The 25,800-nt window shown below is 39.2% G+C and carries 26 protein-coding genes, 1 other RNA gene and 1 riboswitch; of the genes, 16 read left to right on the plus strand and 11 right to left on the minus strand.

Translation table 11 applies throughout. The features are described 5' to 3' along the window. Positions 1-60: 60 nt before the first annotated feature. Positions 61-669, minus strand: a complete 609-nt coding sequence (locus tag ACFX4E_RS16460) for a DNA-3-methyladenine glycosylase (protein ID WP_098249831.1) — start codon at positions 667-669, stop codon at positions 61-63. Here ACFX4E_RS16460 and ACFX4E_RS16465 point away from each other — a divergent pair. Together ACFX4E_RS16465 and ACFX4E_RS16470 are read left to right on the plus strand one after the other, a co-directional pair. Then, positions 647-916 carry a hypothetical protein gene (locus ACFX4E_RS16465; protein WP_081085238.1) on the plus strand — a complete coding sequence of 90 codons (270 nt, stop codon included), beginning with the start codon at positions 647-649 and terminating at the stop codon, positions 914-916. The two genes, ACFX4E_RS16460 and ACFX4E_RS16465, sit on opposite strands and share 23 nt — an antisense overlap. Positions 917-1,131: 215 nt before the next feature. After that, positions 1,132-2,631 (plus strand): UDP-N-acetylmuramoyl-L-alanyl-D-glutamate--2,6-diaminopimelate ligase, encoded by a 1,500-nt coding sequence (locus ACFX4E_RS16470; RefSeq protein ID WP_377237995.1) that lies wholly within the window; start codon positions 1,132-1,134, stop codon positions 2,629-2,631. A 97-nt stretch (positions 2,632-2,728) separates the two neighbouring features. On the opposite strand, the gene ACFX4E_RS16475 is transcribed toward ACFX4E_RS16470, so the two are convergent. Continuing rightward, positions 2,729-3,235: a hypothetical protein gene (locus ACFX4E_RS16475; protein ID WP_098249829.1), complete on the minus strand. Its 507-nt coding sequence runs from the start codon at positions 3,233-3,235 to the stop codon at positions 2,729-2,731. Positions 3,236-3,404: 169 nt separating this feature from the next. Between ACFX4E_RS16475 and ACFX4E_RS16480 the strand changes: the two genes are divergently transcribed. The 5 genes from ACFX4E_RS16480 (at position 3,405) to thiE (ending at position 7,938) form a co-directional block, all read left to right on the plus strand. Continuing rightward, positions 3,405-3,869, plus strand: a complete 465-nt coding sequence (locus ACFX4E_RS16480; RefSeq protein ID WP_098249828.1) for a GNAT family N-acetyltransferase — start codon at positions 3,405-3,407, stop codon at positions 3,867-3,869. Positions 3,870-4,186: 317 nt separating this feature from the next. Further along, on the plus strand, positions 4,187-4,786 hold the full coding sequence (locus tag ACFX4E_RS16485) for a TetR/AcrR family transcriptional regulator (RefSeq protein WP_028408685.1): 600 nt from the start codon (positions 4,187-4,189) through the stop codon (positions 4,784-4,786). A 96-nt stretch (positions 4,787-4,882) separates the two neighbouring features. Then, entirely contained in the window at positions 4,883-6,100 is a 1,218-nt protein-coding gene (locus ACFX4E_RS16490) for an MFS transporter (RefSeq protein ID WP_028408684.1), read from the plus strand. 191 nt (positions 6,101-6,291) lie between these two features. Then, positions 6,292-6,400, plus strand: a riboswitch (TPP riboswitch). A 73-nt stretch (positions 6,401-6,473) separates the two neighbouring features. Beyond that, on the plus strand, positions 6,474-7,280 hold the full coding sequence (gene thiM, locus ACFX4E_RS16495) for a hydroxyethylthiazole kinase (protein ID WP_060745752.1): 807 nt from the start codon (positions 6,474-6,476) through the stop codon (positions 7,278-7,280). Positions 7,281-7,293: 13 nt separating this feature from the next. After that, a complete protein-coding gene (thiE, locus tag ACFX4E_RS16500) occupies positions 7,294-7,938 on the plus strand; it encodes a thiamine phosphate synthase (RefSeq protein WP_098333261.1) in 645 nt (214 codons plus the stop codon). Positions 7,939-7,966: 28 nt separating this feature from the next. Here thiE and ACFX4E_RS16505 read toward each other — a convergent pair whose 3' ends face one another. From ACFX4E_RS16505 to ACFX4E_RS16515, 3 genes are all read right to left on the minus strand, one after another. After that, positions 7,967-8,395 carry a pyridoxamine 5'-phosphate oxidase family protein gene (locus ACFX4E_RS16505; RefSeq protein WP_013082985.1) on the minus strand — a complete coding sequence of 143 codons (429 nt, stop codon included), beginning with the start codon at positions 8,393-8,395 and terminating at the stop codon, positions 7,967-7,969. Positions 8,396-8,542: 147 nt separating this feature from the next. Beyond that, a non-coding RNA gene (gene ssrS, locus ACFX4E_RS16510) (6S RNA) lies at positions 8,543-8,720 on the minus strand. A gap of 109 nt (positions 8,721-8,829) precedes the next feature. Beyond that, positions 8,830-9,450, minus strand: a complete 621-nt coding sequence (locus ACFX4E_RS16515; RefSeq protein ID WP_098525117.1) for a hypothetical protein — start codon at positions 9,448-9,450, stop codon at positions 8,830-8,832. Positions 9,451-9,603: 153 nt separating this feature from the next. Between ACFX4E_RS16515 and ACFX4E_RS16520 the strand changes: the two genes are divergently transcribed. Continuing rightward, the gene (locus ACFX4E_RS16520; protein WP_176524092.1) at positions 9,604-10,056 is read left to right on the plus strand and encodes a helix-turn-helix transcriptional regulator; all 453 of its coding nucleotides are present in this window, start codon (positions 9,604-9,606) and stop codon (positions 10,054-10,056) included. 149 nt (positions 10,057-10,205) lie between these two features. Here the strand turns inward: ACFX4E_RS16520 and ACFX4E_RS16525 are convergent, their stop codons facing one another. Together ACFX4E_RS16525 and ACFX4E_RS16530 are read right to left on the minus strand one after the other, a co-directional pair. Further along, positions 10,206-11,396 carry an anti-sigma factor gene (locus tag ACFX4E_RS16525; protein ID WP_098790706.1) on the minus strand — a complete coding sequence of 397 codons (1,191 nt, stop codon included), beginning with the start codon at positions 11,394-11,396 and terminating at the stop codon, positions 10,206-10,208. Continuing rightward, the gene (locus ACFX4E_RS16530; protein WP_016763958.1) at positions 11,393-11,887 is read right to left on the minus strand and encodes an RNA polymerase sigma factor; all 495 of its coding nucleotides are present in this window, start codon (positions 11,885-11,887) and stop codon (positions 11,393-11,395) included. Before ACFX4E_RS16530 ends, ACFX4E_RS16525 begins: the two co-directional genes overlap by 4 nt. Positions 11,888-12,308: 421 nt before the next feature. On the opposite strand from ACFX4E_RS16530, the gene ACFX4E_RS16535 reads away from it, so the two are divergent. The 4 genes from ACFX4E_RS16535 (at position 12,309) to ACFX4E_RS16550 (ending at position 16,523) form a co-directional block, all read left to right on the plus strand. After that, positions 12,309-12,539, plus strand: a complete 231-nt coding sequence (locus ACFX4E_RS16535) for a YkvS family protein (protein ID WP_013056869.1) — start codon at positions 12,309-12,311, stop codon at positions 12,537-12,539. Between the two features lie 131 nt (positions 12,540-12,670). Next, a complete protein-coding gene (locus tag ACFX4E_RS16540) occupies positions 12,671-13,585 on the plus strand; it encodes an AAA family ATPase (RefSeq protein WP_043982189.1) in 915 nt (304 codons plus the stop codon). An 11-nt stretch (positions 13,586-13,596) separates the two neighbouring features. Continuing rightward, positions 13,597-15,513: a vWA domain-containing protein gene (locus ACFX4E_RS16545; protein ID WP_098333258.1), complete on the plus strand. Its 1,917-nt coding sequence runs from the start codon at positions 13,597-13,599 to the stop codon at positions 15,511-15,513. A gap of 98 nt (positions 15,514-15,611) precedes the next feature. Further along, positions 15,612-16,523: an EamA family transporter gene (locus tag ACFX4E_RS16550; protein ID WP_060745747.1), complete on the plus strand. Its 912-nt coding sequence runs from the start codon at positions 15,612-15,614 to the stop codon at positions 16,521-16,523. Between the two features lie 36 nt (positions 16,524-16,559). On the opposite strand, the gene lacZ is transcribed toward ACFX4E_RS16550, so the two are convergent. Further along, complete coding sequence (lacZ, locus tag ACFX4E_RS16555; protein WP_335563606.1) at positions 16,560-19,664, minus strand: beta-galactosidase, LacZ type; 3,105 nt, start codon at positions 19,662-19,664, stop codon at positions 16,560-16,562. A 138-nt stretch (positions 19,665-19,802) separates the two neighbouring features. On the opposite strand from lacZ, the gene ACFX4E_RS16560 reads away from it, so the two are divergent. The 4 genes from ACFX4E_RS16560 (at position 19,803) to ACFX4E_RS16575 (ending at position 22,689) form a co-directional block, all read left to right on the plus strand. After that, positions 19,803-20,621, plus strand: a complete 819-nt coding sequence (locus ACFX4E_RS16560) for an AraC family transcriptional regulator (RefSeq protein ID WP_225049777.1) — start codon at positions 19,803-19,805, stop codon at positions 20,619-20,621. Positions 20,622-20,767: 146 nt separating this feature from the next. Further along, complete coding sequence (locus ACFX4E_RS16565) at positions 20,768-21,244, plus strand: site-2 protease family protein (RefSeq protein WP_028408675.1); 477 nt, start codon at positions 20,768-20,770, stop codon at positions 21,242-21,244. Positions 21,245-21,402: 158 nt separating this feature from the next. Continuing rightward, positions 21,403-21,885: a GNAT family N-acetyltransferase gene (locus tag ACFX4E_RS16570; protein WP_098432718.1), complete on the plus strand. Its 483-nt coding sequence runs from the start codon at positions 21,403-21,405 to the stop codon at positions 21,883-21,885. Between the two features lie 18 nt (positions 21,886-21,903). Then, positions 21,904-22,689 carry an ABC transporter ATP-binding protein gene (locus ACFX4E_RS16575; protein WP_060745744.1) on the plus strand — a complete coding sequence of 262 codons (786 nt, stop codon included), beginning with the start codon at positions 21,904-21,906 and terminating at the stop codon, positions 22,687-22,689. Between the two features lies 1 nt (position 22,690). On the opposite strand, the gene ACFX4E_RS16580 is transcribed toward ACFX4E_RS16575, so the two are convergent. The 3 genes from ACFX4E_RS16580 to ACFX4E_RS16590 form a co-directional block, all read right to left on the minus strand. After that, entirely contained in the window at positions 22,691-22,885 is a 195-nt protein-coding gene (locus tag ACFX4E_RS16580) for a hypothetical protein (protein WP_013056879.1), read from the minus strand. Between the two features lie 101 nt (positions 22,886-22,986). Next, positions 22,987-23,529, minus strand: coding sequence for a GNAT family N-acetyltransferase (locus ACFX4E_RS16585; protein WP_377237994.1), 543 nt, complete (start codon positions 23,527-23,529; stop codon positions 22,987-22,989). A gap of 331 nt (positions 23,530-23,860) precedes the next feature. Continuing rightward, entirely contained in the window at positions 23,861-25,738 is a 1,878-nt protein-coding gene (locus ACFX4E_RS16590) for a terpene cyclase/mutase family protein (RefSeq protein WP_286128231.1), read from the minus strand. Between the last annotated feature and the right edge of the window lie 62 nt (positions 25,739-25,800).

The raw sequence follows: 25,800 nt of genomic DNA on the forward strand, positions 1-25,800 counted from the left end.
AAGCATCTCTAAAAAGAGGTGCTTCTTTTATTTTCGTTAATAAATCAATTCGTCTTTTGTTCACCTGAACTTCGATACAAACGGGTGATTGGTAACCCAAAAGCGCCAAGGGTAATCCTTCGCTTCACCAGAATTATCAATGCCAACGCGAGGTCCGGCGGAAATCTCTGAAGGAGTGAAGCCACGAGCAATATAAAGAGGAGGGCTGGTTAAATCATGACCGTACAAATCCATTGAAACCCCTAGTGCTTTTGTTAGTTTCCCAGGACCGTTTGTCCAATTTATTTCATTTTCCATCCCTCGACGTCTATTTTTCATCAAATTTTTTCCGCTAAATGGCTCAATAGCTCGAATGAGGACGCCTTCTGGACAATCGATGTCGCTGCTTACAACATTGAGTAGACAATGTGTATGCATTGTATGCGTATAGGCATGACCAGGAGGACCGAACATGACCTCCGTTCTTTTTGTGCGCCGGTTATTAAAGCTATGAGCTGCTCGGTCGAAAGGCCCTTTATAAGCCTCTGTTTCTACAATGAAACCAGATGCAGTTCCTTCCGCCGTTTCGTGAACAAGAAGACATCCTAACAGCGACTGAGCTAATTCAAGTGTAGGCTGTTGATAAAATAAAAGAGGAAGTGGTTCAATGTCTAAAAGAGAACGCGTCATTTGCTGTAGTCCATCCTTTCAAAACAGAGTCATTCACGCTGTTATGCGCATCTTTTATTATGATGTTTTCTTTGTTATTTTGCAAAGAGAGGCACTGATTAATACAGTAATCTTTCTTACCCCACGTTCAAGTATTGATCATGATTCAACTTACTCTATGAAATTATTTTATTTTAAAGAATGGTTTCGTTTTGCACGTATAGGGGGAATATTTTACTACAATGCTTCGCTTTTGCTGCTGGTATGATATACACAGTTCATCCATATTTTACATACTTTTAGTTTTAAAAAATAGTGATCCGTCTTTTCTTTATTTTCGTTCTACACATGAAAGCAAAATAAGAAGATTGAATTGTAGAAAGTTCTTTATAAATGGAAATAAAGAAAAAATATCCTTCAAAGAGTATTTAAGGGATTTTAGAACATATTAAAAATAAAATTTATACACTGTGAGGAATAGCTATGAACATCCACTTTGATACATTAATGAACTTATCAATTAAACATATTTTTGGGCCTGCATCTCAAACGATCAACCATTTGACATATCACTCAAAGCAGGTTTACGACGGATCAGTATTTTTTAGTATAAAAGGTGAAAATGAAGATGGACATCAATATATTAAAGAAGCTATAGCTAGAGGAGCCGTAGCAGTCTTTGGGACAAGCATTGAGGAGCTGCGTCTTTTGAGCACTCAGTATTCTCACTGTACGTTTTTAGCTGTTGATGACGTTCGCAAAGTAATGGCCTCTTTTTCTAAAATGTATTTTGATTATACGGATGAAAAAATTGAGACAATTGGCGTTACAGGTACAAATGGTAAAACAACCGTAGCAGCTTACGTAAGGTCGCTTTTAACTCTTTTAAAATTGCCGACAGGATCGATTGGCACGACCGGCATTTGGTCATCAAAGAAGAAGTTAGTTTATAAAAAAAGTACGCCTACAACACCTGAATCGGTAGACTTGCATAAAATTTTTTATGATTTGTATACACGAGGCGATGAAGCGGCAGTGATGGAAGTATCTTCAATTGCGATTGATCAGCAGCGAGTAGAAGATATTTATTTTGATGTCGCCATTCACACAAATCTTTCAGAAGAGCACTTAGAGTATCATAAAACGTTTGAGCACTATAAAAAATGCAAGATGAAATTATTTCAGCAGGCAAAACATGCCGTTATTAATATAGATGATCAGGACATGGGTAAAGACTTGAGCAGGCTATTTGAAGGACCTAAAGTCACGTATAGCTTATTAAATAATGCGGAGGCAACTCTGCAAGCAAAAAACATTACTGTCAAAGAAGGGGGCTCTTTCTTTGATTTACTTTATAAAGGACAGTCATACAAAGTAGCAGTGCCTGTATATGGCGATTACAACATTGCTAACGTGCTAGCGGCCATTGGTACAGCTCTTCATTTTGAATACCACATTGAAGATATTATTAGCGTGCTTCCTAAATTGGAAAGTCCAGAAGGACGCTTTCAAGTGATAGAAGGTCCTAATAACCAAAAAGTGATTTTAGACTATGCCCATACGCCTGTTGCCCTTACGCGTTTAGTAGAAGAAGTAAAAAAGATGGAGTATAACCAGCTCATTGTCATGATTGCAGGGATCGGCCTTCGAGATTTTAATAAAATGCCTAAAATGGCGCGTGTCATTGAAGGAAAAACTGATGAAATTGTCGTAACTGTTGATCATCCAGGTCATCATGATCCGAACGTGATTGTAGATCAAGTAATGACAGGTTTTTCAAATCCAAGCGCAAGTAATATTCACCGTGCCCCTACTCGAACAGAAGGAGTATTAAAGTCGCTTTCTTTAGGAAAGCCGAATGATATTATTTTACTTACAAGCGGCTGTATTAACGGCGCTCAGCTTGTAAAAGGAAACGAAATTCCGCATTCAGATGAAGAAATTATTGCCTCTTATTATGCATCGTTAAGCAATATTTCCTAATACTCTTCTTCATTTATCGAACGAACGTGGAGAAATTGAAACAGCATACGAAAGAAGGTCTCTTACTATTTTTAGAGACCTTCTTTTTGCATCAAAACTATAGGCTGTTTTCTCGCTGTGTTTTTAGTTCTTCAATTTTTACATCATGTTCTTTAGCCAGCTTTTTAATAGCGGCATTGTAATCGCGTATCCCTTTTCGTGCCTCATCAAGCATAGCGTTTGCCTCAGCAATAAGGTTGCGGTCCTGCTTTTCTAAAGCGCTGACAATTTTAATGAAAGCATTATACTGGGTATTGGCAGCCTTTATATAGCCTTCATGAACCTTTCGAAGATCGTCGGTTTCTACATCGATGTTTTCGAGTTCGTCGACAAATTTACGATAGGTAGGAATGACTTCACTCGTCATCGTATCATACATCACTGCGTCACTTGTGTAGTTAGCGCCTGTAACAGAATCGTATGCGTCAATCGCTTCTTTTTCAAGCTGAGCGGCTTTTTTTAAATCTTGATTGTTATAGTCGATTAAATCATCTTGAACAGGATCACTAAAGCAGGCGGATAATAAAAACAAAAGAGGGACAAGACAAAATAAAACCTTCTTCAACGAATTTCACCTCCGTTTAACAATGTATGAAACATCTGCTTGGCAAAGTCGATTTTAATAACTGTGAAAAAGAAGGGAGTGTATAAAAGGATTTTTAAAGGTTGACAGTGAATTTATTCATAAGTAGGTTTGTAGTTGACCGCCCGTTAGTAGCAGGAAGGAAGAGAAAATGATTAAAATAAAAAGAGACCACTTAACGAACAATGAAGTTATTGAACTAGTAAGTTCTCACCTTCAAGGAATGAACTTATATTCACCTCCTGAAAGTATTCATGCTCTAAATATTGAAAGCTTAAAACACCGTGATATTACGTTTTGGAGCGTGTGGGAAGACAGACAGCTAGCAGGGTGCGGGGCTATAAAAGAGCTAGATGAGCATCACGGAGAAATTAAATCGATGCGAACAGCCGCGGCTCATTTGCGAAAAGGCATTGCTAGGGAGCTGCTGCAGTACATAATAAATGAAGCGAAAAAACGAGGATACCGACGCTTAAGCTTAGAAACAGGATCCGCTTCTGCTTTTGAACCGGCTAGAAAGCTATACGCCAGTTTTGGGTTTTACGAGTGCGAACCGTTTTCTACCTACAAAGAAGATCCATACAGTGTATTTATGACAAAGAAATTGAATGATTGATTAAAAGAGGCCGGAACAAAAGTATTTTAGTCAAAGAAGATCCGAACGATGAATCAAAATTTTTGATGAAGAATCCAACTCGTTCGGATTTTTTTATGGTGATGGTGAACGTAGGTTTCATATATGCAGTGGCTTCTAGCGGTTGATTTAGTTATGTCTCAACCTCTTTGTTTTTTGTTTTGTCATAATTCATATAAAAAGGTATAAACTAGATTTTTTCACTAGACAAAAAGGATTTTCCTATGTAGTATAGGTGTCAGATAATACAAAACGAATGTTCAGTATAAATAATAAATGTGCCGGGCGGTGGAAATAGCTTGAATAAAAAAAAGCTTCAAAGTGAACAAACCAAAAGAAAAGTGGCAGATGCCGCTAAAGCATTGTTTTCTCAAAAAGGCTATAAAGCTACATCTATTGAGGAAATTGTAGAAGCTACGGGAAGCAGTAAAGGGAATATTTATTATCACTTTAAAAGTAAAGAAGGGCTTTTTCTCTATTTAATAGACGAATGGGATCTCGAGTGGGAACGCAACTGGAAAGAAAGAGAGTCTCTTTACAAAACAACAAGAGATAAGCTTTTTGGAATTGCGGAGCAAATCATTTTAGATGATTTAAATCATCCTCTTACGAAAGCCGCCGATGAGTTTTTTAACAACGAGGAAAAGGGCAGCGACATCGAAGAGCGAATTGATGAGATGGTGAAACGACACGTGGAGTTTAACCGGGAGCTTTTGCAAAAAGGCATTGATGAAGGAGAGTTTTCTCCTAAAAATGCAGAACAGCTTGCAGTGATTTTAGAAGGGCTGTTTGTTGGAATGAGCCGCATGTCTCGAAAAACGAACACGGAAAATGCCCTGAAGCTTTACCATTCAGCAATCGATGTATTTTTAAACGGAATCATAGCAAGGTCTTCTTAAATAATCGGGGATGCTTATTGCGGTAATGAGTAATCCCTCATTATTTTGTATTTTTATAGACCGAACGTTCAGTATTTTTGTAATCAGGAGGTTTATATGTCGTTATTGTTAAGAAATCGAGCGGCGATTTTGCTGCTCATGCTAAATATTTTTATTGTTTTTACAGGAATCGGTCTCGTTATTCCAATTATGCCAACATATATGACGGAGCTTCATATCAACGGCAGCGTGATGGGGCTTTTAGTAGCGGTGTTTTCACTGACTCAATTTTTGTTTTCACCTTTAGCGGGTCGGTTATCAGATTCGTTAGGGAGAAAGAAAATTATTGTAGCGGGAATGATTGTTTTTGCCTTGTCTGAATGGTTCTTTGGTTCAGTGAGTACACCTCTTTTATTATTTGTATCGAGAATGTTAGGCGGGGTTGGGGCCGCGCTCATTATGCCTGCTGTTATGGCCTATACAGCGGACGTGACGTCTGCTAAAGAACGCGCTAAAGGAATGGGCTATGTGACGGCGGCGATTACAACAGGATTTATTATTGGACCCGGTATCGGCGGCTTTTTAGCTGAATACGGCATGCGTGTACCATTTTATATGGCCGCAGTAGCAGGAGGCTTGGCTGCAGTGATTACGCTTCTTGTTTTGCCAGAGTCTCGTCCTGTACAAAATCATACTGTTTCAAACAATGAGAATCCAAAAGAAGAGCGGCTGCTACTGCAGCTTATGAATTCTTATAAAGAACCTTATTTTTTAAGTTTAATTATTGTTTTTGTGACATCGTTTGGATTATCCAATTATGAAACGATTTTTTCACTATTTGTTGATCATAAATTTAGCTTTACGCCAAAAGATATTGCGTTTGTTATTACGTTTGGCTCTATTGCGGGGGCTGTAGTGCAGGTTACGATTTTTGGGTGGATTTTAAATAAGTTTGGTGAAAAAAGAGTGATTTCGTTTTGCTTGATGATGACGGGACTTTTTATTTTACTTACGCTATTTGTGCACACGTACTGGCTTATTATTGTTGTGACATTTATCGTTTTTTTAGCAACAGATATTTTACGTCCGGCAATCAGCACGCAAATGTCGATGATGGCACAAGACGACCAAGGATATGTAGCCGGACTAAATTCTGCTTATACAAGTCTTGGAAATATTATTGGCCCCGTTGTAGCAGGCTTTCTCTTTGATATAAACATTAATTATCCGTACGTATCAGCTGCACTTGTACTGCTTCTTTGTTTTCTTTTATCTTTAAGAGCAGGGAAGGACAGAAAAACAGCTGTGAGAAATCAAGCGGTTCAAGAGAAATAACCATAAGGAAAAATGATAGAATTCTTAGGGAATAGAAGACCTCCAGTAGCTTACTGGAGGTCTTTTGATTATTCTTTTAGGAATGGTGTAAGGTTTAAAGCGCCACTCAGCCTATAGAGAAGCTTTATTTTATCGGCAAAACAGTGAAATGGTTGCAAATAAAAAAGGTTAATAGTAAACTTTAAACGTAACAAGAATAGTATGGGAGCTTGCGCGGGGCAGGCTGAGAGTACAGGGACGCCTGTTGACCATTTGAACCTGTTGGATAATGCCAGCGCAGGGAATGTGAGTACATACCAAAGCACTTTGCGCATGCAAGGTGCTTTTTTGTCTTTTTTGCAGTGTTAAAACTAAATGAAAAGAGTGAAAAAACATGGATATTAGTAAAATTTCAGCTCAATTAGAGAAAGTAAGAGACATAAGTCCGCTTGTTCATAATATTACGAATGTTGTGGTAACCAACTTTACAGCAAATGGACTGCTTGCACTAGGAGCTTCACCTGTTATGGCTTATGCGAAAGAAGAAGTGGCTGACATGGCACGAATCGCCGGAGCGCTTGTCTTAAATATGGGTACACTGACGGCTCAAGAAGTAGAAGCGATGAGAATAGCAGGAAAATCAGCAAATGAAAATGGCGTGCCGGTTATTTTCGATCCTGTAGGAGCCGGAGCGACACCGTTTCGTACAGAAGTAGCACGTCAGCTTGTAGAAGAATTAAATATGGCAGTTATTCGTGGTAACGCTGCTGAAGTTGCGAATGTAGTAGGCGAGTCATGGCTCATTAAAGGCGTTGATTCATTAGAAGGGCAAGGAGACGTCATTGAACTTGCTGAGAAAGCAGCGAACAAATTAGATACAGTGATTGTTATCACGGGTAAACAAGATGTAATCACAGATGGAAACAAAACGTATACAGTAGACAACGGTCACCCGTTATTTACGAAAGTGACGGGGACTGGATGTCTGCTGACATCAATTATAGGAGCTTTCGCTGCTGTAGAAAAAGAATATGTCGAGGCAAGCGTTGCTGCTTTAAGTTTTTACGGAGTGGCAGGTGAAATCGCCGCAGCGAAAAAAGGTGAAGAAGGGCCGGGAAGCTTTCAAATTGAGCTGTTAAACCAGCTTCATCTTTTATCTGGGCAGGATATTGAATCATATGCAAGAGTACATCAACGTTAAAAGGAGCCGGAAAATGACAAACAAAGAAATCAAAAAGCTGCTGCAAGTTTATTTTATAATGGGCAGCAATAACTGTACAAAAGATCCGAGAGCAGTGTTGAAAGAAGCAATTGAAGGCGGCGTTACTGTGTTTCAATTCCGTGAAAAAGGCGAGGGTGCCCTAACAGGAGAAGCGAAATATCAGCTGGCGAAGGAACTTCAGCAAATTTGTCAGCAGCACAGCGTTCCTTTTGTTGTGAATGATGATCTTGACTTAGCGATCCGCTTACAAGCAGATGGCGTTCATATTGGACAAGAAGATGAAAAAGCTCATATTGTTCGAGAGAAAATAGGAAAAGGAATTGTAGGCGTCTCTGTTCATAATGTACAAGAGCTGCAGCAAGCGATAAAAGACGGGGCGGATTATGTAGGAATGGGACCTGTTTTTCCTACGTCTACAAAAAAAGACGCAAAAGCAGTGCAAGGTACAAAGTTAATTGAAGAAGTGCGAAACCAGAATATTGACTTTCCAATTGTAGGAATCGGCGGGATCACGCCTGAAAATGCCAAACAAGTAGTAGAAGCAGGTGCAGATGGCGTTTCTATTATTACCGCGATTAGCTTAGCAGCGTCTCCAAAAGAAAAAGCAGCTCAATTGAAAGAAGCGGTAGGAAAATAAAAAAAGCGCACACTGTGCGCTTTTTTTATTATAGCTGAACAGTTTGAGGAGTTTCTTCGCCTTCATTCATAAAGCGAATTTCGTTCGGCGTAATTTCAAGAACAACATACTCAGGGTCATTTGGACCGTCAAACCATTCTTTCATGTGATCGTTCCATATACGTCCTTTTAATTGATCACCAGTACGAAGAACAGCTGTACCAGATAATTCTAAGTATTGATCGCCATATCCTTCGCCGCTGTAGCCCAATAGTACGTGCACGTTCGGATTGGCTTCGATTTCTTCTGCCTTATGTGTATTGATATTTGTTGGTGTGTAAAGAGCGATACCATCTTCATCGCTAAAGAATGTCATATAGCGAGAGTGGGGTTTGTTGTTTACAACTGTAGCTAATGTTCCTACACGATTTCCTTCTAATACTTCGTTTACTTTTTTAGCAATTTTTTGTTCATTCATTTTATCCATCTCCTTTATTACTTTTTATGTTCCTCAATCGAAGATAAATAAAACATACATGTCTAAAAAAAATATAAGTTAACAATAAAATAATTATGTAAACTAATAAAATAAAAAATAAAAAAAGCTAGCTACAGCTAACTAAAAAATAAGCCCGCACTGCCGTAACCCTAAGTGTCTTAAATACCCAGATCTACTAGGTGGGTGCCCTCATAGCCGGGTTTAGCGTCCCAAGAAGGGCGTGCTATCTGCAGCTAAATTTTGAGCTCCCTTTTAACACTCAAAGGTTTAAGACAACATGAGTATACGCACAGCGCAGGTATGTATAACAAATGTAAATAAGATGCCGATATATAAATGTTTTCTAATTAATCAACTTTCATCGTACAAGAAATGATTATAACGGAATAATGAATGGAACGCAAGACTTTTATTTAAAGTTTTTCTTCTCTAACATCTTGGCGGGGAAGCAGTAACAAAATAAGAAAAGGGCCGGCAACTGGAATGAAACATAAAAGAAGGTAAGGCCGGGATGCTATCCTTTCTTTTGTCATAACGGAGTAAGAAAGCCACATTAAAACAAAAAAATCAGCGGTCATCACGCTAACAAGCTGTGACTGCATAAAAGCTTCTCCATAAGCTTTTATTGAACCTATGGATAGTCCGTATACGTAACCTGCAATCGTGAGCGCTAAGCATAGTCCAATCCATAGACGAGAAGAAATGATAGTAATGAAACGTGAAGGAATACGCGAATGTTTTCGAACTTTTTGTCCTTTCCAATGATAATAGAACAAAAGAGAAAAAGCTCCAACCCCAAATGATAGAAGAGAAAATGGCCATCCAGGCAGTTTGTATGTATCTTTTTTACAGATCATTACCATAAACAATATTGGGAAAAGTCCCAAAAAAGAGAATACCATAACCACGAGCGGATCTACCTGTTGAAAATTTCCTGTGATAAGTTTTTTAAACAGTAAATCATCAGAGGCGCTTGCTCCCGGAGCTAGTAGAAAGGCGTATAGTACAAGCACAGCCCATACAATGATATACATATTCTCAACTCCTTTTAATTGTTTTAGTGTACAAAAACCATTTCAGTATATTTCCCCGTCTTGTGACGAAGGGAAACGCTTGAAACTCTTCTTTAATTAGGTGTAATATTACACTAAAGAAATGTACGTGTATAGAAAGAAAGGGCTGTGAAAATGAATAAACAAAAAGTAATTAAATCAGTATCGGATAAAATACGATTAATTCGTTTAGAAAGAAACTATTCACAAGACAGAATGGCTGAAGTCATTGGTATTTCCAAAAAAACATTGGTTCAAATTGAAAAAGGGCGCACGGAAGCAGGGTGGACGACCACTGTTGCAGTATGCGGTTTGTTTGGTGACAGTGAAATCCTTCAATCGGTTTTAGGAGACGTTCCTTTAGAAGTAGTAGAAATCATTGCTCATAACGGCGTATCTTCTCCAAAAGATAAAACGCTCGGAGGAAGAGTATGGTGGAAAGAAATTCAAAAAGAAGGCTCTTTTCGTCTGCAGCAAAATATGATTAGTCAGCACTATCGCATTTTAGATGACCAAGACTATCGATGGTTTAGTTCATTTGATAAAAGCGAAGCGGTAAAAAGGTTTGAACAATTAACGAATGAATAAAAAGAGGCCGGGACATAACAAAATCACTGCGTATATGAAACCTACATTCACTCTACTCATAAAAAAATCCGAACGAATTTGATTCTCCATCAGGAGTCTTGATTCATCGTTCGGATTTTTCTTCCACTGCTATACTTTTGTCTCGGCCTCTACTGATTCATTAACGTACCTGACGAGGGACGACTGAACCAATTCCATAGCTCTACATCTCCAAGTGACGCATATGTGATCGACGGATCATTTTTTAATTTCAGCAGTTTTTTTGTAGGCCCTGTAATCACAATGCCGTACACACCGACGCCGTGTTTTTTTACATAAGAATATCGCTGCTTTAGCAACAGATCGGAATGGTCTAGCTGGCGAACTTTTTGGACCGTTTCTTCATTATCGGCTAATAGTTTCATCATATTTAAAACGTTCGACTTGCTAGTAGAGTGGGTTTGATTTCCTTTGTGATCGTAAGGTAAGTCTAGAAACTCTGGAAAGCCAAATGTTGATGTTAAGTCAATTAATGGCTCGTCTTTTGTACTTGTTTTTTGTTCGTGCCCTGTATTAAGCGCGTACCAAGAGGTAGAAAAATCACGGCTGTCGATGGCGCTCATTTTTTGCTGAACTTCTTTTAGCGAATACGTATCATCAAAAGAAATAGCCACTTCGCTTACCGTTCCTTTTGGTAGATTTTCTAATGCTTTCCATGTTTCATTCGTCCATTCCTTATACTCTTTTGCATGTAGCTTTAATTTTTTTGGATCCGGATAGACAAAAGAAAGGTTAAGATCGTATTTGCCGCCGGAAAATTCTTTTTCTACACCGCTTGTTTTATCAAACAGCTGATGAAATGTAAACGTCCCAATGGCCTGCTCTTCACGTCCAATTTGCTTATAAGCTTCCATTTGCGACTGCATGCGGAAGAAGGACTGTGTATCAGAAGTGGTTTCACGTATATGAACGTTCGGAAAAGCAGATTCGATAGCTGCTTGATTCACGCTGTTTATGTATTCGGTTTTTGATTGATGATAATATACAATAGATAAAAAGCTGCCGATTATCCATAGCAGAACGACAGAGCCAATGACAGTTGTCACATTTGAAAGGCGCTGCTTCCATTTGGCGATATAAATGGACTTTTTAACTTTTTTATTATCCAACATCGTATCGTCACTTAGTGAAGTAGCTGGTGAAGTTGGCGGTAACGGTTCATCTTCGGTTAGCAAGTGCTCCAAATGAGCTGAGCATGCTTCACAATTTTCCGTATGTTCTTCAAGTGTTTCTGCTTCTTTGTCTGTCAAAGTGCCGTTTTTATATTTTTCCCATTGATGCTTCATATCTTGACAGCTCATCCGTCCTCTTCCTTTCTTTTTTTCAATTGTTGACGACCACGATACAAGTCCATTTTCACTTTTGACAGAGTATAGCCAGTCATTTCTGCAATCTCTTCATATGTGAAGCCGTGATAATCTCGTAACAGTACAATATTCTGCTTAGCCGGAGGCAAAGCAGATACATCAGAAAGCCAGCCGTCGATTTCACTTTGAATCATCACTTGTTCTTCAGCACTTGGCTGAGGAGTAAAGTGCCATTCTTCTATTTCGACAGTAGGGCGTTTTTTTTCTTTTCGATACCAGTCAATAAAGGCGTGATAAGCAATTTTGAACAGCCAAGGCTTCACTTCCTCGCCTTTATATGTTTCTAAGTGTAAAAGTGCCCGGTAAAAGGTCTCCTGCATTAAATCTTCCGCTGATTCTTTTCTGCGAGTAAGAGAGAGAAGATAGCGCAGCAAATCATGCATGTGCTGTTTATAAATGTGTTCAAAGTTATGCTGTTGTGCCATTTTCTCCCCCTTTCATTTAATCAACGCAATTTGTGGATAAAAGTTTCGGTTTTTTTATCAAAAATCGTATGTAATAGATAAAAGATGCTTAAAATACGATATATAGCTTATCACACTAAAAAGAAAATCATATGAAATTCGACATAATTCCGTGTAATTTGTCATTTTTTTAAAAAACTAAAGGGTAATTGGTGTTCGAAGGAAACAGAAAATGTTATGATAGAACGAGGATGTGCTCTTACAAAAAACAGCTACATACATAATAAAAAATACAGCGTTTGTTTGCAAAGTAAAAATGGACAAACACATGGTGTTTAACCATAGATGTTTGTGGGAAAATAAACTAAGTATTTTCAACAAAAAGTAAATTAAATTGTGTTTTCACTTATAAAAAACACGGTAAATTGGAAAAGGTGGGGTCATGATGGACGTAGAAAATACACAAGGTACAGAGGAACAAGCACCTAAAGTCAAAGCAGCTAAAGTTGGCGATACGATTCAGCCAAAAAAAGGCGACTATAAAGGATTTAAAGGAATTGTTATGGTAGTGCGAGACAATTCGGTTATCGTAGATTTTGGGAAAGATGCTGAAACGGGCGAATCCATGAAAACAGTTGTTAATCATAAAAACTATAAAATCGTAAAAAAGTAGGTGAATAACCTACTTTTTTTTACTGAATATATGTTTGAAGACTGCGATTTTTCTATCCGAAACCTTAGAGAAAAGCGTAGGTAAAGCAATTCTTTGAGAAGAAGAATGTTTTTTAGTAAATTATAGAAAGTATGCAGAAAGAAAGGATTTTTGTTATGTCAATTCAACTATCACAATTATCATTACCACAAGAGGTTCTTTCGCTTTTAGCGAATCGTAAATATGAAAATTTGTCCGATGCTGATCAGCTATTAATTGGAAAAGGCGGCTATACAGCAGAAGAAGCAGATATTTTAGAAGATGCCATTATTGCTTTGTCACTAGGGAAAAACGTACTTTTAAAAGGGCCAACAGGTTCAGGTAAAACAAAGCTTGCTGAAACACTGTCGCATTTATTTTCTCAGCCGATGCATAGCGTTAACTGCTCGGTTGACTTAGATGCAGAAGCGCTGCTTGGTTTTAAAACAATTGCTGAACAAGAAGGGAAAACAGGTATTGAGTTTGTGGAAGGACCTGTTATTCAGGCAATGAAAAAAGGCCATTTACTATATATTGATGAAATTAACATGGCTAAACCTGAAACACTTCCTATTTTAAACGGCGTTCTTGACTACCGGAAAATGATTACGAACCCATTTACTGGAGATGTAGTACGCGGTCAGCAAACGTTCGGCGTAGTAGCAGCTATTAATGAGGGATATGTTGGTACCGTTCCATTAAACGAAGCGTTAAAAAATCGTTTTGTTGTTATTGAAGTGCCGTATATTCAAGGAGGCAGCTTAAAGCAAGTTCTGATGTCTCAGTCTCAGTTAAAAGACGAAAAATTAATTGATAAATTTGTCACGCTCTCTGCAGATTTAATTACTCAAGTTCAAAGCGGCCATGTATCAGAAGAAGCTGCGTCTATTCGTGCGCTTATTGATACGTGTGATTTAGCTCTTTATATGCCGCCTCTTCGCGCGATTAGACGCGGTATTATTGAAAAGCTAGAAGATGAAAGGGAAAAAGCCGCCATTCAAAATATTGCTGAAACATTATTTGAGTAAGGAGTGGCGCTATGCGATTTATTAAATTTAACGACAAAAATGTAGATTCCTTTCTCTATATGGAGCTGGCGGATTTAACGAAAACATTAACAAAAAATGATGAAATTGAAGTAGAGTATCGCGTTTCTTCTTATTATGATCCTGTACACGGCATTATTTATCTCAGTCACTTTTGGGATAACCGTCCAGAAGAAGACAAAGTGTACGGCTTAAAAAGTGATGTATTTTTAAGAAGTATTGGAAGCTATAAGCATTCAAACTTCAAAGAAATTAATGCATATTTAAAGAAAATAAATAAAACCTCGGTACCTAGCTTAGCTAAGCAGCTGTTTATGCTGTTTGAAGATATTCGTTTAGAAGAAGTATGCAAACGCGAACGCCCTGGAACGAAAAAAGCCTTCGCCGTCAGAAGACAGCTCTACAGAAAATATTTTGCTACACAAATGAGCGCAAATTTAACAAAAAGCGTGTATACGGATGCACTTTTTAACGGCATCTACTTGCTATTGACGGCCGAAAATCCATTTGAAGAAATTCCTTCAATGAGTGAATCGATTAATTTAGCGATGCCTTTTATTCGCAGACAGCTAACAAACGTATATGAAGCTAAAACAACAAAAGATGTATCGCGCATCTGTCTTGAACTTGTAGATGTTTTTGATGATATTATTGAAAAAGATATGCTTAATACTTATTTCTTCTTGGCTGAACTTCAGTATGATCAGTTAGAAGAAGGGTTAACATTTGAAGATTTAAAGCGCAAAGATTCATTAGTGAACGATGATATTTTAGAGCATGAAAAAGACGGAGATGAAGACATTCACGAAGAGAAAATGGAAATGTGGCATCGAGAGACAAGCGAAGCGACGCAAAGTTTTCTACAGTTTGATATGGATCAAGGCTCAAAAACAGACATGCTAGGCGATGGTGTTCGTGAAGGCGACGATGGAGATCAAGCAATGGGCATGGTGCAAGGGTCTTCTCAAAAAACATCGCGCAACGATTATTCTCAAATCGAAGCCATGGAGCAAACGCACCCGGAAAAAGACGGGGAAGCGGATTATGAGTATGGGAAAGAAAATAAGCATGCCTATGCTGTTTTTGTAGATTCTAAACTTCCGAACGACGATCACGTTGTTCAGTATGATGAGAATAAAAAAATCATTGCATCGTATCAAAAGAAATTAAAGCAAATGATTGAAAAAACGCTTGAACATAAAAAAACGCTTCCTAGAAGCGAGCTGCACTTTGGCCGATTAAATAAAAAGCTTCTAAAACTATGGACAGATGACAATCCTCGTTTGTTTTATAAAAAAGATGAAGATTCTGCGCAAATTGATGCCGTCTTTTCTCTTTTAGTTGACTGTTCCGCATCAATGTACGACAAAATGGATGAAACGAAGCTTGGGATTACGCTATTTCATGAAGCGTTAAAATCCGTTATGGTGCCTCATCAAATTGTAGGGTTTTGGGAAGATACAAATGATGCCACCGAAACGAGCCAGCCTAACTACCTGCAGACAGTTATGGACTTTCAAGCATCGTTAAAGCGCAAAAGCGGTCCTGAAATTATGCAGCTTGAGCCTGAAGAAGACAACCGTGATGGATTTGCCATTCGCCATATGACACGCCGCTTGCTTCAGCGTTCTGAACAGCAGAAGTTTTTACTTGTGTTTTCAGACGGTGAACCAGCCGCTATGGGATATGAACAAAATGGTATTGTAGATACGCACGAAGCGGTATTAGAAGCACGCAAGCACGGAATTGAAGTCATCAACGTCTTTTTATCCAACGGGGAAATTGATGAAGGACAAAAGAAAACCATTCAAAATATGTACGGGAAATATAGTATTCTAGTACCAAACATCGAAGAACTTCCCGATGTGCTATTTCCTTTACTCAAGAAATTACTTCATAAAAGCATTTAAAAAAGTCGAAGCATATTGCTTCGACTTTTTTTGCTATTGACCGTTAAAGAGGAGCGAGGTAAGTTAAATATATATGAAAAAGAGAGAAGGAATGGCAAGTGGAAGGAGTTCAAACGTCATCTAGAAGAGCATGGGGGCTACTGCTTGTAATCATTGGTGCCACAATGTGGGGAGTATCTGGCACGGTGGCTCAATATTTATTTCAGCATAAAAGTTTTAACGCAGAGTGGCTGGTTGTCGTTCGTATGTTAGTATCCGGATTGCTGCTTTTGGCAATAGCCTCTAAGCAGCGCAATATTTTTGCAATTTGGAAAACAAAAGAAGAGAGGACTTCGCTGCTTTTGTTTGGTGTAATCGGTATGCTCGGCGTGCAGTATACATATTTTGCAGCTATTGAAGCAGGAAACGCTGCTACAGCTACAGTGCTTCAATATACGTCGCCAATATTTATTATTGGCTATTTAGCTGTGCAAGCAAGAAAGTGGCCGGTGAAAGTAGAAATGATTTCTGTTGCGCTCGTCATAACGGGGACCTTTTTTCTTGCAACAAGCGGGAATTTTAACGAGCTGTCTATTACAGGATGGGCGTTGTTTTGGGGAATTGGGGCAGCTGTGACGTCTGCTTTTTATACGCTTCAGCCTAAGCGTCTTCTTGCGAAATGGAGCTCAATTGAAGTAGTAGGCTGGGGAATGGTGATAGGCGGTGCAAGTTTTTCGTTTATTCACCCGCCGTGGCATATAGCAGGTGAGTGGTCGCTATTGTCGCTGTGTGCGGTGTTATTTGTAATCATCTTCGGAACGCTCATTGCATTTTATTGCTATTTGGAAAGTTTGAAGCATATTAGCGCTTCTGAAGCCATTGTTCTTGCTTCAGCAGAGCCTTTATCAGCAGCGGCGCTCTCTGTTCTATGGCTTCATGTGACGTTTGGATGGACGGAATGGTTAGGTACGATTCTTATTATCGCTACGGTATTTTTACTTTCTCAGCGAAAGCCAGAGGTGACATCATAAGTAAAAAGGACTTTCAAATGAAAGTCCTTTTTATTTTTATAGAGGTTTTAACGTAAACGTGTTTGTATACGAGCGGTTAGCATATAGCGTGTAATCAGGATGTGTTTTAGCTCCCCAGCTGTCGTCTCCGCCAACGCCCATTTGCTTGTAATTAACCCGTACGGTTACTGAATCGCTTGACGGCAATTTGTAAAAATGATCGTAAGCCTCCAGTTCAAAAGGTGAGTAAGATAAAGCATTCAGCTCGACTGTTGGCAAACCTTTTATCAAAAAGCCGCGTCCTTGATCGTTTGTAATAGTGGCCCATCGAACGTCCGTTTTGTTTCCGCATTCTTGAGGGCGTAAATACGGTGTGACTTGCTCTTTTACACTGCCTTTATGAAGGCCAAGCTTAGCGCCAGTTTTACGGTCCCAATAATTTTCATGAGGGCCTCTTCCGTACCATGTTAAAGAATCAAAAGCCTCGTCCATCGTAAACAGCATGCCGATTTCAGGAATTTCAGGCATTGTCTCAGAAGGTGCTAAAGATTGTTCAATCTTCATTTCACCATCGTTATATAGCGTATAAGTTACATAGCAAGAAGCAAGAGAGTTGTCTAAAGCTAGTTCAACCGAAATGATAACAAAGTCAATTTGCGGCTGAACGGTTACTTTTTTCACTTGTTGCTCTAAGCTTGCTTGACGCCACGTTTGACATCTTTCATGCAGTTTATTTCCGAGGTCATTATCGGTTACTGCACGCCAGAAATTCGGACGGAAACCCGACGCAAGCAGCTCGGTGCGCTCATAGTTGTAAGAAATAAACTGTCCTTTTCGCTTATCAAAAATAGCCGTGAAGTTAGATCCAGTAACCGTAAGCGTTTGTTCATTTTGGTCAACGGTTAAAGCAGGATGAGCAGCTTTTACTGAAGGTACAGCGGTTTTAGCAGGCAGTACAAACTGTTCGTACGCCACTTCATATCCAGCTGAAGCCCAAGCTGTATCTTTGGACAATCTGAGAGAAAGAGTTAAAACAAATTCATCAGTTTCATTTTCTTGCTCATAAAGAGGATAAGAAAGCGTCAGTTCGTCTGTATTATCAGGAGCTACATTTAAAAGAGACGCATGTTTTTCAACGAGTTCACCGTTTTTTTCAACAGTCCAAACAAAATCATAGGCGTTCAAGTTTGTAAACAAGTGTTTGTTTTGAACGGCAAATTTTCCTTTAGAAGCGTCGATTGCTGTCCACTTTACAGGCTGATAGCATTTTTTTACTTCTGCAATTTTTGGGCTAGCTGTTCCATCAGCAAAGATTAAGCCGTTTCCGCAGAAGTTGCCATCGTTTGGCGTATCACCAAAATCTCCGCCGTAAGCTAAGTAAGAAGTACCGTCTTCAGCTGTTGTTTGAAGAGCTTGATCTTTCCAGTCCCATATAAAACCGCCTTGCAAGATTGGATATTGATCGAACAGCTCCCAGTATTTGTACAGATTTCCGCATGAATTGCCCATTGCATGACTGTATTCACATAAGATGTAAGGTTTTTTCGGATTCATTAGTGCATAGCGCTCTACATCTGCTGGCTTAACGTACATCGTGCTTTCTATATCTGAAGCATCATAGTCGCGATGATGGAAGATTCCTTCGTAATGAACAAGTCTCGTGGAATCTTTTTCTTTAAAAAAGGTATACATATGCTGAAAGTTTTCTCCGCCAAATGATTCGTTTCCAAGCGACCAAATAATGATAGAAGGGTGGTTTTTGTCACGTTCGTACATAGAACGACAGCGATCCAATACGTTTTCTTTCCATTCTGGCTTGCTTCCTGGAATGGCTTTTTGCTCACCTTCTTGTAAATAAGTCCACGTTCCGTGCGTTTCTAAATTGGTTTCATCAATAACGTATAGACCGTATTCATTACATAGTTCATACCATACTGAATCGTTAGGATAATGGGATGTACGCACCGCGTTAATATTATGCTGTTTCATCAGCAAAATGTCGTGAAGCATGTCTTCACGCGTGATGCCTGCCCGACCTTTTACTGAATCAAATTCGTGGCGATTCACTCCTCGAAGTACAATACGCTGGCCGTTGATTGTCATAAGACCGTTCTTTAGTTCAAACGTACGGAAGCCGACTTTACAGCTTTCTGTTTCAATAATAGAACCAGCAGAATTCTTTAAGCTGAGTACAAGCGTGTACAAATTAGGGCTTTCCGCGCTCCATTTTGCAGGGCTTTTAATGTGTGTACGCAAGGAGACTGTACGTTGATCGCTCACACTTAAATTTGTTTGCAGGGGAGCTTGTAGTACCTCTTGGCCATTCGCATCATACAGCATGATTTCAAATGTTAGATCTTGAGCATCGTGCTCAAAGTAATTTAAAATATCAGCTGAAACGATAAGTTCACCATCTTCGTAGTTGGTATCAAGCGACGAACGAACGCTAAAGTCATAGATGTGAACCGGCGGAGTAGAATAGAGATATACATCTCGGAAGATGCCGCTCATTCGCCAAAAATCTTGGTCTTCAAGCCAGCTTGCATCACTCCAGCGATATACTTCTACTGCTATCGTATTTTCACCATCGTGAAGGTAAGAAGTTATATCAAATTCAGCTGGAGTAAAGCTGTCTTCGCTGTATCCAACAAACTCACCGTTAACCCATACGTAAAAAGCAGATTCAACGCCTTGGAAGCTGACGTACACCGGCTGATCTTTCCATTCTGATTTAGGTGTGAAAGTACGGACGTACTGACCGACAGGGTTATATTTAGTCGGTGCAAAAGGAGGTTCGAGCTCTTCACTTTCAACCCAAGGGTATGTCACGTTTGTATATTGAGGATAGTCATATCCTTGCAGCTGCCAGTGTGAAGGAACTGAAATAGAGTCCCATTTCTCATATGAAAACTCAGGTGCGAAAAAGTTTTTGACGCGGCCATTTGCATTTTCAGCAAAATGAAAATACCAGCTGCCATTTAAGCTTTGATAGTAAACAGAAGATTTTCTATCATTTTTTAAGGCCTCTTCGACCGTTTGATAAGGCATAAGTAAAGCGTGTGCTTTTGAACGGTTCAATTGAAAAATTTCAGGGTTGTTATTCCATTCAGGGTATCCGTTTGCAGGTGCTGTATAATGAAATTTCTTGCCGGTTTTTAACACGTCGATCCCTCATTTCTAAAGTACTAGGTTATTAGTTTATATGAAAATGATAACGTTTTCTGAAAACCTTATCAATCTAATTATTTTCATGATAATATAACTATATTCACATAAAAAGGGGGAAGTAATGTGGACCGTATGTACTTTCCGGCTCTTTCAGATGAAGATATGAAACTGCCATTCTATGTTACAAGCGCTGGAAGCTGGAGACACCAAACGCATATTAAGCGTCAGGGAGAGTTTCCTGATTATCAATGGATTCAATGCACAAAAGGAAGAGGCGAGCTTCGTGTAAATGACCAGGTTTATATTATAAAAGAAAATGAAGGGATGTTTCTGACGCCGCACGTTCCGCACGAATACTATCCCGTTACGAGCGAATGGCAAGTATGCTGGGTTTCTTTTAACGGAAGTGTGATTGATGATATCATGCTTTCTCTTCAATTTATTAATTCGGGAAAAATCGCCCTTACAAATGCTGAAAGTCTTTACAGGATGCTTCAAGAACTAATGGATCGGTTAGAAGAAAATCATACCTCTAGCACCATGCAGTGCTCCGAACTACTATACAGCGTCATTTTAAAACTTCGTCAAGACAGCGTATATATAGAAAGCAAAAGTCGTCTGCAGCAAATTACTCAGCTCAACCCAGTCCTTCGTTATATCGAGGAATATTATCATCAGCCGTTAACGCTAGAAGTACTGGCGCAGCAGCTCAACGTAACGGAGCAGTATACGTGTTTGCTTTTTCAACAATCTCTTGGCATCCGGCCATTTGAATACGTAACGCGCGTGCGGATTCAAAAAGCAAAGAAACTGCTGCTTAAAAACAATCAAATCTCTGTACAAGATATAGCAAGACAAGTAGGGTATGAACATCCAAGCTACTTTATCAAGCGTTTCAAAGAACAGGAAAACGTTACGCCAACTATTTTTCGGAAAATGTATTTTTCATAAGCTACATATATCGGGGTTTTTCTAGGTCATAAGATATGGTATGTGTGCTGGTTATTTCGTACGAGTTTTAAAAAAGAAATTAAATGTAGTTTTAAGTGAAAACGGGGAGGAAAAGTAGAGAGAAGAAACAAAAAGGAGGGATAAACGTGTTTGGGTTAAATGATCTTCCAAAGTTTGTGTGGTCATTCTGTCTTGTATTGCCACTTGTATCATTTGTTCATCAGCTGGGGCATTCCGTCATGGCAATTATTTTCGGAGGGAAGGTCGATTTTACTATTGGGCGAGGGAAAACGATTCTTAAAATGGGGAAGTTTAAAATTAAGTCAGTCTATTTTTTAGACTCGTTTTGTAAATATGAAAATCTTAAGAATGACAGTCGCATTTCTCATGCAGTGGTGTATGCGGGTGGTGTACTGTTTAATTTGCTTACTATTTTTATAATAAATGGATTAATTATGGCTAATATTCTGCCTGAAGATATATTTTGCTATCAATTTGTTTATTTTTCAGTCTATTATGTTATTTTCTCACTGCTGCCAATTCAATATACAGAGACATCTGCAAGTGATGGACGTGCTATATATAACGTATTACGGTACGGGAAAACGTGTGATCCAGATTAAAGGGCTGTGTGTAGCAGCCTTTTTTGGTGCGTTTTTTCTCGTTCATTTAAATAAAAAAAGGAAAACTTTACGAAAAGAAAATAGTAGCGGATAATAAAGATAGTAGATGTTGGAATGTACGAAAGGAGAGGATTCATACGATTATTGAGACAGAACGAATGACGCTGCGAGCCATGGCCGAAAGCGATGCAGGAAATTTACTGAAAATCTTTGAGGATGCTGAAGTAATGAAGTATTATTCTTCTACTAAAAGCGCACAAGACACACGCTGCTGGATTCAATGGATGAAGCAGCATTATCAAACGTACGGCATTAGCATGTGGATCGCTGAGGATAAAAAGAAAGGAGAGTTTCTAGGGCAGTGCGGCATGGTTCTTCAAAAAGTAGACGGAAAGGTAGATCCAGAACTTGGTTATTTATTTTTACGCAGCTGCTGGGGGAAAGGCTATGCGAGTGAAGCAGCAAAAGCTTGCTTAGATTATGGACTTCATACGCTGAAATTTCAGAAGATTATATCATTAATAGATCCTGACAATTCCTCCTCGATTAAAGTGGCTGAAAGAATTGGCATGAAAAACGAAAAGCAAGTTAACAAATGGGACAAATCATTATTCTTTTATAGTATATATAATGAAAAATGAGAGTATAGGAGTGTTAGCATGATCAACATTAAGAACGTTTCGGTAAAACGAGCAGAAAAAGAAATTTTAAAAAACGTGTCGTGGTTAGTGGAAAAAGGGGAACATTGGTGTTTGCTCGGGTTAAATGGTTCCGGAAAAACGACGCTTTTAAATATAATCAACGGATATATCTGGCCTACAAAAGGCCAAGTAGAAGTTCTTTCAAGGAAATTTGGAGAAACAAATCTGTCTGAGCTCAGAAAAGAAATCGGGTGGGTAAGTTCTTCGCTTCAGCAGCGGTTTCGAGATGACGATACGGTTTTAGAATTGATTTTAAGCGGCAAATTTGCATCTATTGGTTTATATGAACAAGTGGAGCAAAAAGATATGAACCAAGCCATAGAATTAATGCAGCTGCTAAATTGCGCAGATTTACAAAACCAGGCGTACGGAACACTTTCTCAAGGAGAGCGCCAGCGAGTGCTAATTGCCCGAGCTCTTATGGCCTCACCAAAGCTTTTAATACTTGATGAGCCATGTACAGGTCTAGATATAATGGCCCGAGAACAGCTTCTTCAGCTGATTGCAAAAATGGCAGAGCAGCCAAAAGCGCCTACGCTTATTTACGTTACTCACCATGTAGAAGAAATTTTGCCGTGCTTTACCCATACGCTTTGTATGCGCCAAGGAGAAGTGTTTTCTTCTGGAAAAACGAAAGACCAGCTCACTGAGCCGCATCTTTCTAAATTTTTTAATCACGCCGTAGAGATTCAGCAGCAGAAGGAACGCACTTGGCTGTCATTAAAAGAACCGGTAAAAAGCTGAGCTAGCGTCGAGAAACCTTCTTACATACCATGGGAAAAAGAGCGCTGCTTGCAATGGAAACAAGCTCATTGTGGAGATAATGTTTACATGCTACATAAATAGTGGTGCTGCAAATAATATCAATTAGTAAAAAAGCAGCAATGTCATGTTTATCAATGGTTACAAATACAAAAGAAGAGGAATCATAAGCTGTCATCGTTGGCTCCTTTGATTATATCGTTATGTTACTTTATTCACAAAAGGCTTGGGCTATACGGATTTTTAAAGAAGTAGGATGATGACAGCCGATTCTCTTTTCTACAGCTGATAATATTCTTGTTCGAGTATACTCATGATAAGATCTGTCTGAAATGCTTCTTCAACAAAAGCACCTTCACGCTCTATTCCTTCTTTTACAAAACCGCATTTTTCATAACAAGCAATGGCTCTATGGTTGTATTCGAGCACTCGTAAATCGACTCTGTGCAAGTGAAGGTGTTCAAATGCGTACGCAAGTACCAACTTTGTAACTTCAGTGCCTAGCCCTTGATTCCAAACGGAGGAATCAAATAAACCAATTGCATACCGTGCGCGCCGGTCGTACTCGTTAACGGTCAGCCGGGCCTCTCCAACAAAACGCTGCTTATATTCAATGCACCAATTGAGCTTTTGAGACTTTATGTACTCGACGTGCCGCTTGGCATCTTGTAATGTAAGAGGTTTTAAGTTTCGAGTATCGCCTCCGTACATGCGAATAAGTTCTTTTGTTTGTTTGCACGCTAGATAGTCATTTACATCGCTGTCTTTTGGTTTTCTTAGTATCACGTTTTTTCCTTTTAAAAGCGGTGAAACATTATTCATTTGATGCATCCTTTCTTTCCTAACATTTAAAAAGGTATTCCACTTGTTTCTTAAAAAACCTGCTTTTACGTATAAAAAGAAATTGAGACACAACTACGTCCATCGAATCTCAAGACAAACAAATGGGATTAATGTGCTAGTATGGAGTGCTTGTTACACCGCGGTTGATTTCCGTGCAAGACTTGGCTTCTCATTAACTGCTCTACATATATGAAGCAAGCCTACGTTCACCCTACAAATAAAAAAATCCGAACGAGTTGGATTCTCAAGCAAGAATCTCGATTCATCGTTCGGATCTTCCTTCAGCTAAACTCCTTTTGTCCCAGCCTTTTTACGAAGAATGTTTTTTTGCGTAGTGGGCAAGTGCAAGAAGAGGAAAAATATCATTGTAGCTGTGGTACTGAATATAAAATTGTCCAGGAAGACCAATTCCCGTGGGGTAATGAATTTGCTGCTCTGTAAGATTTGGATTCAGTAAAAATGTAATTCCTTTTTCAACGGATCGATCTTTTAACGGACATATTGTCATTAAAGCATCAAGAGCCCAAGCCGTTTGAGAAGGGGTGCTAAACGACAGTGGCACATATTTTTTTAAAGAAGCGCTATAGCATGATTCTCCGAATCCACCGTCTTCTTGTTGAATGCTTTTGAGCCAGTTGATAGCTTTGATGATACGCGGATCAGAAGCAGAAACCCCTACAGCACGGAGTCCTGTAATAGCGGCCCACGTTCCGTAAATATAGCAAACCCCCCACCGGCCGTACCAGCTCCCGTTATCCAATTGATGATCAAACAGCCATTTTACTGCAGCTTTAATCGAAGGGTGGGATTTATTCATACCAGCAAAGTTTCCGAGACACTCAAGCACTCGACCGGTTAAATCGGCAGTAGCCGGATCTGTCGCTGCATCTTTTGCATTTTCAAGCGGCAGATAAGTAAATAAAATAGAGTCGGTATTTTTTTCAAATGCAGCAAAACCCCCATCTTTGTTTTGCATGGACAGCAGCCAGTTAATGCCTTTTTGCCAAGACTCCAAATAATCTGTATCGGTTTGCGCTCTTCTAGAAAGAGCTCTGATAGCAGCAGACGTATCGTCTAAGTCAGGGTTATTCGTATTAATATCGGAAAATCCCCAGCCTCCAGGTGCTGTATTTGGGTTATGAAACTGCCAATCTCCAAGCTTTGTATGCTGTCTTTTCTTTAAGTAGCGAGTTGAGCCTTTAATCATGGGATCTTGCTGCGGTACACCTGCTTCCTGTAGAGCGTAAGAGAGCAGCGCGGTATCCCAAACGGTTGACGTGGAGTTTTCTACGTGCACGTGGCCGCTGCATGTACTAAGTAGTGAACAAATCCCGTCAATTGCTTTTTGGATCACAAATGAATCTTTTTTATAGCCAAGAGCCAAAAGACCGTAAATCATAAAAAAAGTAGAGGTGGCGTAGCTGTAGAGTGTTCCATCTTTTTCAATTCTTTCTAGCATGTAACGCTCGGCTGCTTGATAACCAAGCTTGTGGGTGTAAGAAGGTAAAGAAGCCAGCTGTTTTAAATGGTCGACTAAAAAAATTGAAGCGCGTGATTCTTGAGCAGTTTCCTTCGATTCCTGTTTCTGTTCTCTTACATCTAAATGAGAAAGAGAAGGTGTATGTCTAGAAGTAAGTGAAAATTTTTTGTTTCCTGCTATCATCATCGGAACGAAGTGGATTCTGGCATAGGTGCTTAATTCATAAAAGTTAAGCGGTACATAGGTAGGCACGAGCAAAAGAGAAAGCGGGAGGTAAAATAGCTTTGGCCACTCGTATAAGCCGTTAACAGAAAGCATCCATCTTGTGAGAAAATGAGCGCGCGAAATGCCTCCCGAATCTATAATATATCTTTCCGCTTTTCGCAAAATCCGGTCGTTTTTTTGGTAATACCCTGAATATAAAAGAGCTGTATAAGCTTGAATAGTGGCGGATAAGTTATGTTCTTCATCATCAAACAACGTCCAAAGACCATCTTGATTTTGAAGGGAAACGATCCGTTCGGTTAATTGTTTAATCAACACTTCTTTATCTAAATCAAAGGTGCGAAGAAGCATAATTAAAAACGCATCAGGCATAACGCCTGTTTCAAAACAGTAGCGAAATGACCCGTCATTTTTTTGTGTGGGACGCAGATAGGCGATTCTTCGCTGAATCTCTAGCTGAACTTCCTTTAGCAATATGATCACCTCTTATGATAATGCTTTTCAATCTTTCGACCTGTTTCTTTATAACTGTATTCAAAGGAAGA

Source organism: Priestia sp. YIM B13491 (assembly GCF_042787605.1).
GTDB classification, from domain to species: Bacteria; Bacillota; Bacilli; order Bacillales; family Bacillaceae_H; genus Priestia; species Priestia megaterium_E.

Bases quoted from the DNA above. Each gene is read 5' to 3' on its own strand.
- ACFX4E_RS16530 (WP_016763958.1), bottom strand. From the start codon at position 11,887: ATGGCACAACAGCATAACTTTGAACACATTTATAAACAGCACATGCAT.
- ACFX4E_RS16525 (WP_098790706.1), bottom strand. From the start codon at position 11,396: ATGAGCTGTCAAGATATGAAGCATCAATGGGAAAAATATAAAAACGGC.
- ACFX4E_RS16540 (WP_043982189.1), top strand. From the start codon at position 12,671: ATGCAGAAAGAAAGGATTTTTGTTATGTCAATTCAACTATCACAATTA.
- ACFX4E_RS16520 (WP_176524092.1), top strand. From the start codon at position 9,604: ATGAATAAACAAAAAGTAATTAAATCAGTATCGGATAAAATACGATTA.
- ACFX4E_RS16515 (WP_098525117.1), bottom strand. From the start codon at position 9,450: ATGTATATCATTGTATGGGCTGTGCTTGTACTATACGCCTTTCTACTA.
- ACFX4E_RS16570 (WP_098432718.1), top strand. From the start codon at position 21,403: ATGACGCTGCGAGCCATGGCCGAAAGCGATGCAGGAAATTTACTGAAA.
- ACFX4E_RS16585 (WP_377237994.1), bottom strand. From the start codon at position 23,529: ATGAATAATGTTTCACCGCTTTTAAAAGGAAAAAACGTGATACTAAGA.
- ACFX4E_RS16560 (WP_225049777.1), top strand. From the start codon at position 19,803: ATGTACTTTCCGGCTCTTTCAGATGAAGATATGAAACTGCCATTCTAT.
- ACFX4E_RS16460 (WP_098249831.1), bottom strand. From the start codon at position 669: ATGACGCGTTCTCTTTTAGACATTGAACCACTTCCTCTTTTATTTTAT.
- thiE (WP_098333261.1), top strand. From the start codon at position 7,294: ATGACAAACAAAGAAATCAAAAAGCTGCTGCAAGTTTATTTTATAATG.
- ACFX4E_RS16505 (WP_013082985.1), bottom strand. From the start codon at position 8,395: ATGAATGAACAAAAAATTGCTAAAAAAGTAAACGAAGTATTAGAAGGA.
- thiM (WP_060745752.1), top strand. From the start codon at position 6,474: ATGGATATTAGTAAAATTTCAGCTCAATTAGAGAAAGTAAGAGACATA.
- ACFX4E_RS16465 (WP_081085238.1), top strand. From the start codon at position 647: ATGTCTAAAAGAGAACGCGTCATTTGCTGTAGTCCATCCTTTCAAAAC.
- ACFX4E_RS16535 (WP_013056869.1), top strand. From the start codon at position 12,309: ATGATGGACGTAGAAAATACACAAGGTACAGAGGAACAAGCACCTAAA.
- ACFX4E_RS16575 (WP_060745744.1), top strand. From the start codon at position 21,904: ATGATCAACATTAAGAACGTTTCGGTAAAACGAGCAGAAAAAGAAATT.
- ACFX4E_RS16580 (WP_013056879.1), bottom strand. From the start codon at position 22,885: ATGACAGCTTATGATTCCTCTTCTTTTGTATTTGTAACCATTGATAAA.
- ACFX4E_RS16545 (WP_098333258.1), top strand. From the start codon at position 13,597: ATGCGATTTATTAAATTTAACGACAAAAATGTAGATTCCTTTCTCTAT.
- ACFX4E_RS16480 (WP_098249828.1), top strand. From the start codon at position 3,405: ATGATTAAAATAAAAAGAGACCACTTAACGAACAATGAAGTTATTGAA.
- ACFX4E_RS16490 (WP_028408684.1), top strand. From the start codon at position 4,883: ATGTCGTTATTGTTAAGAAATCGAGCGGCGATTTTGCTGCTCATGCTA.
- ACFX4E_RS16470 (WP_377237995.1), top strand. From the start codon at position 1,132: ATGAACATCCACTTTGATACATTAATGAACTTATCAATTAAACATATT.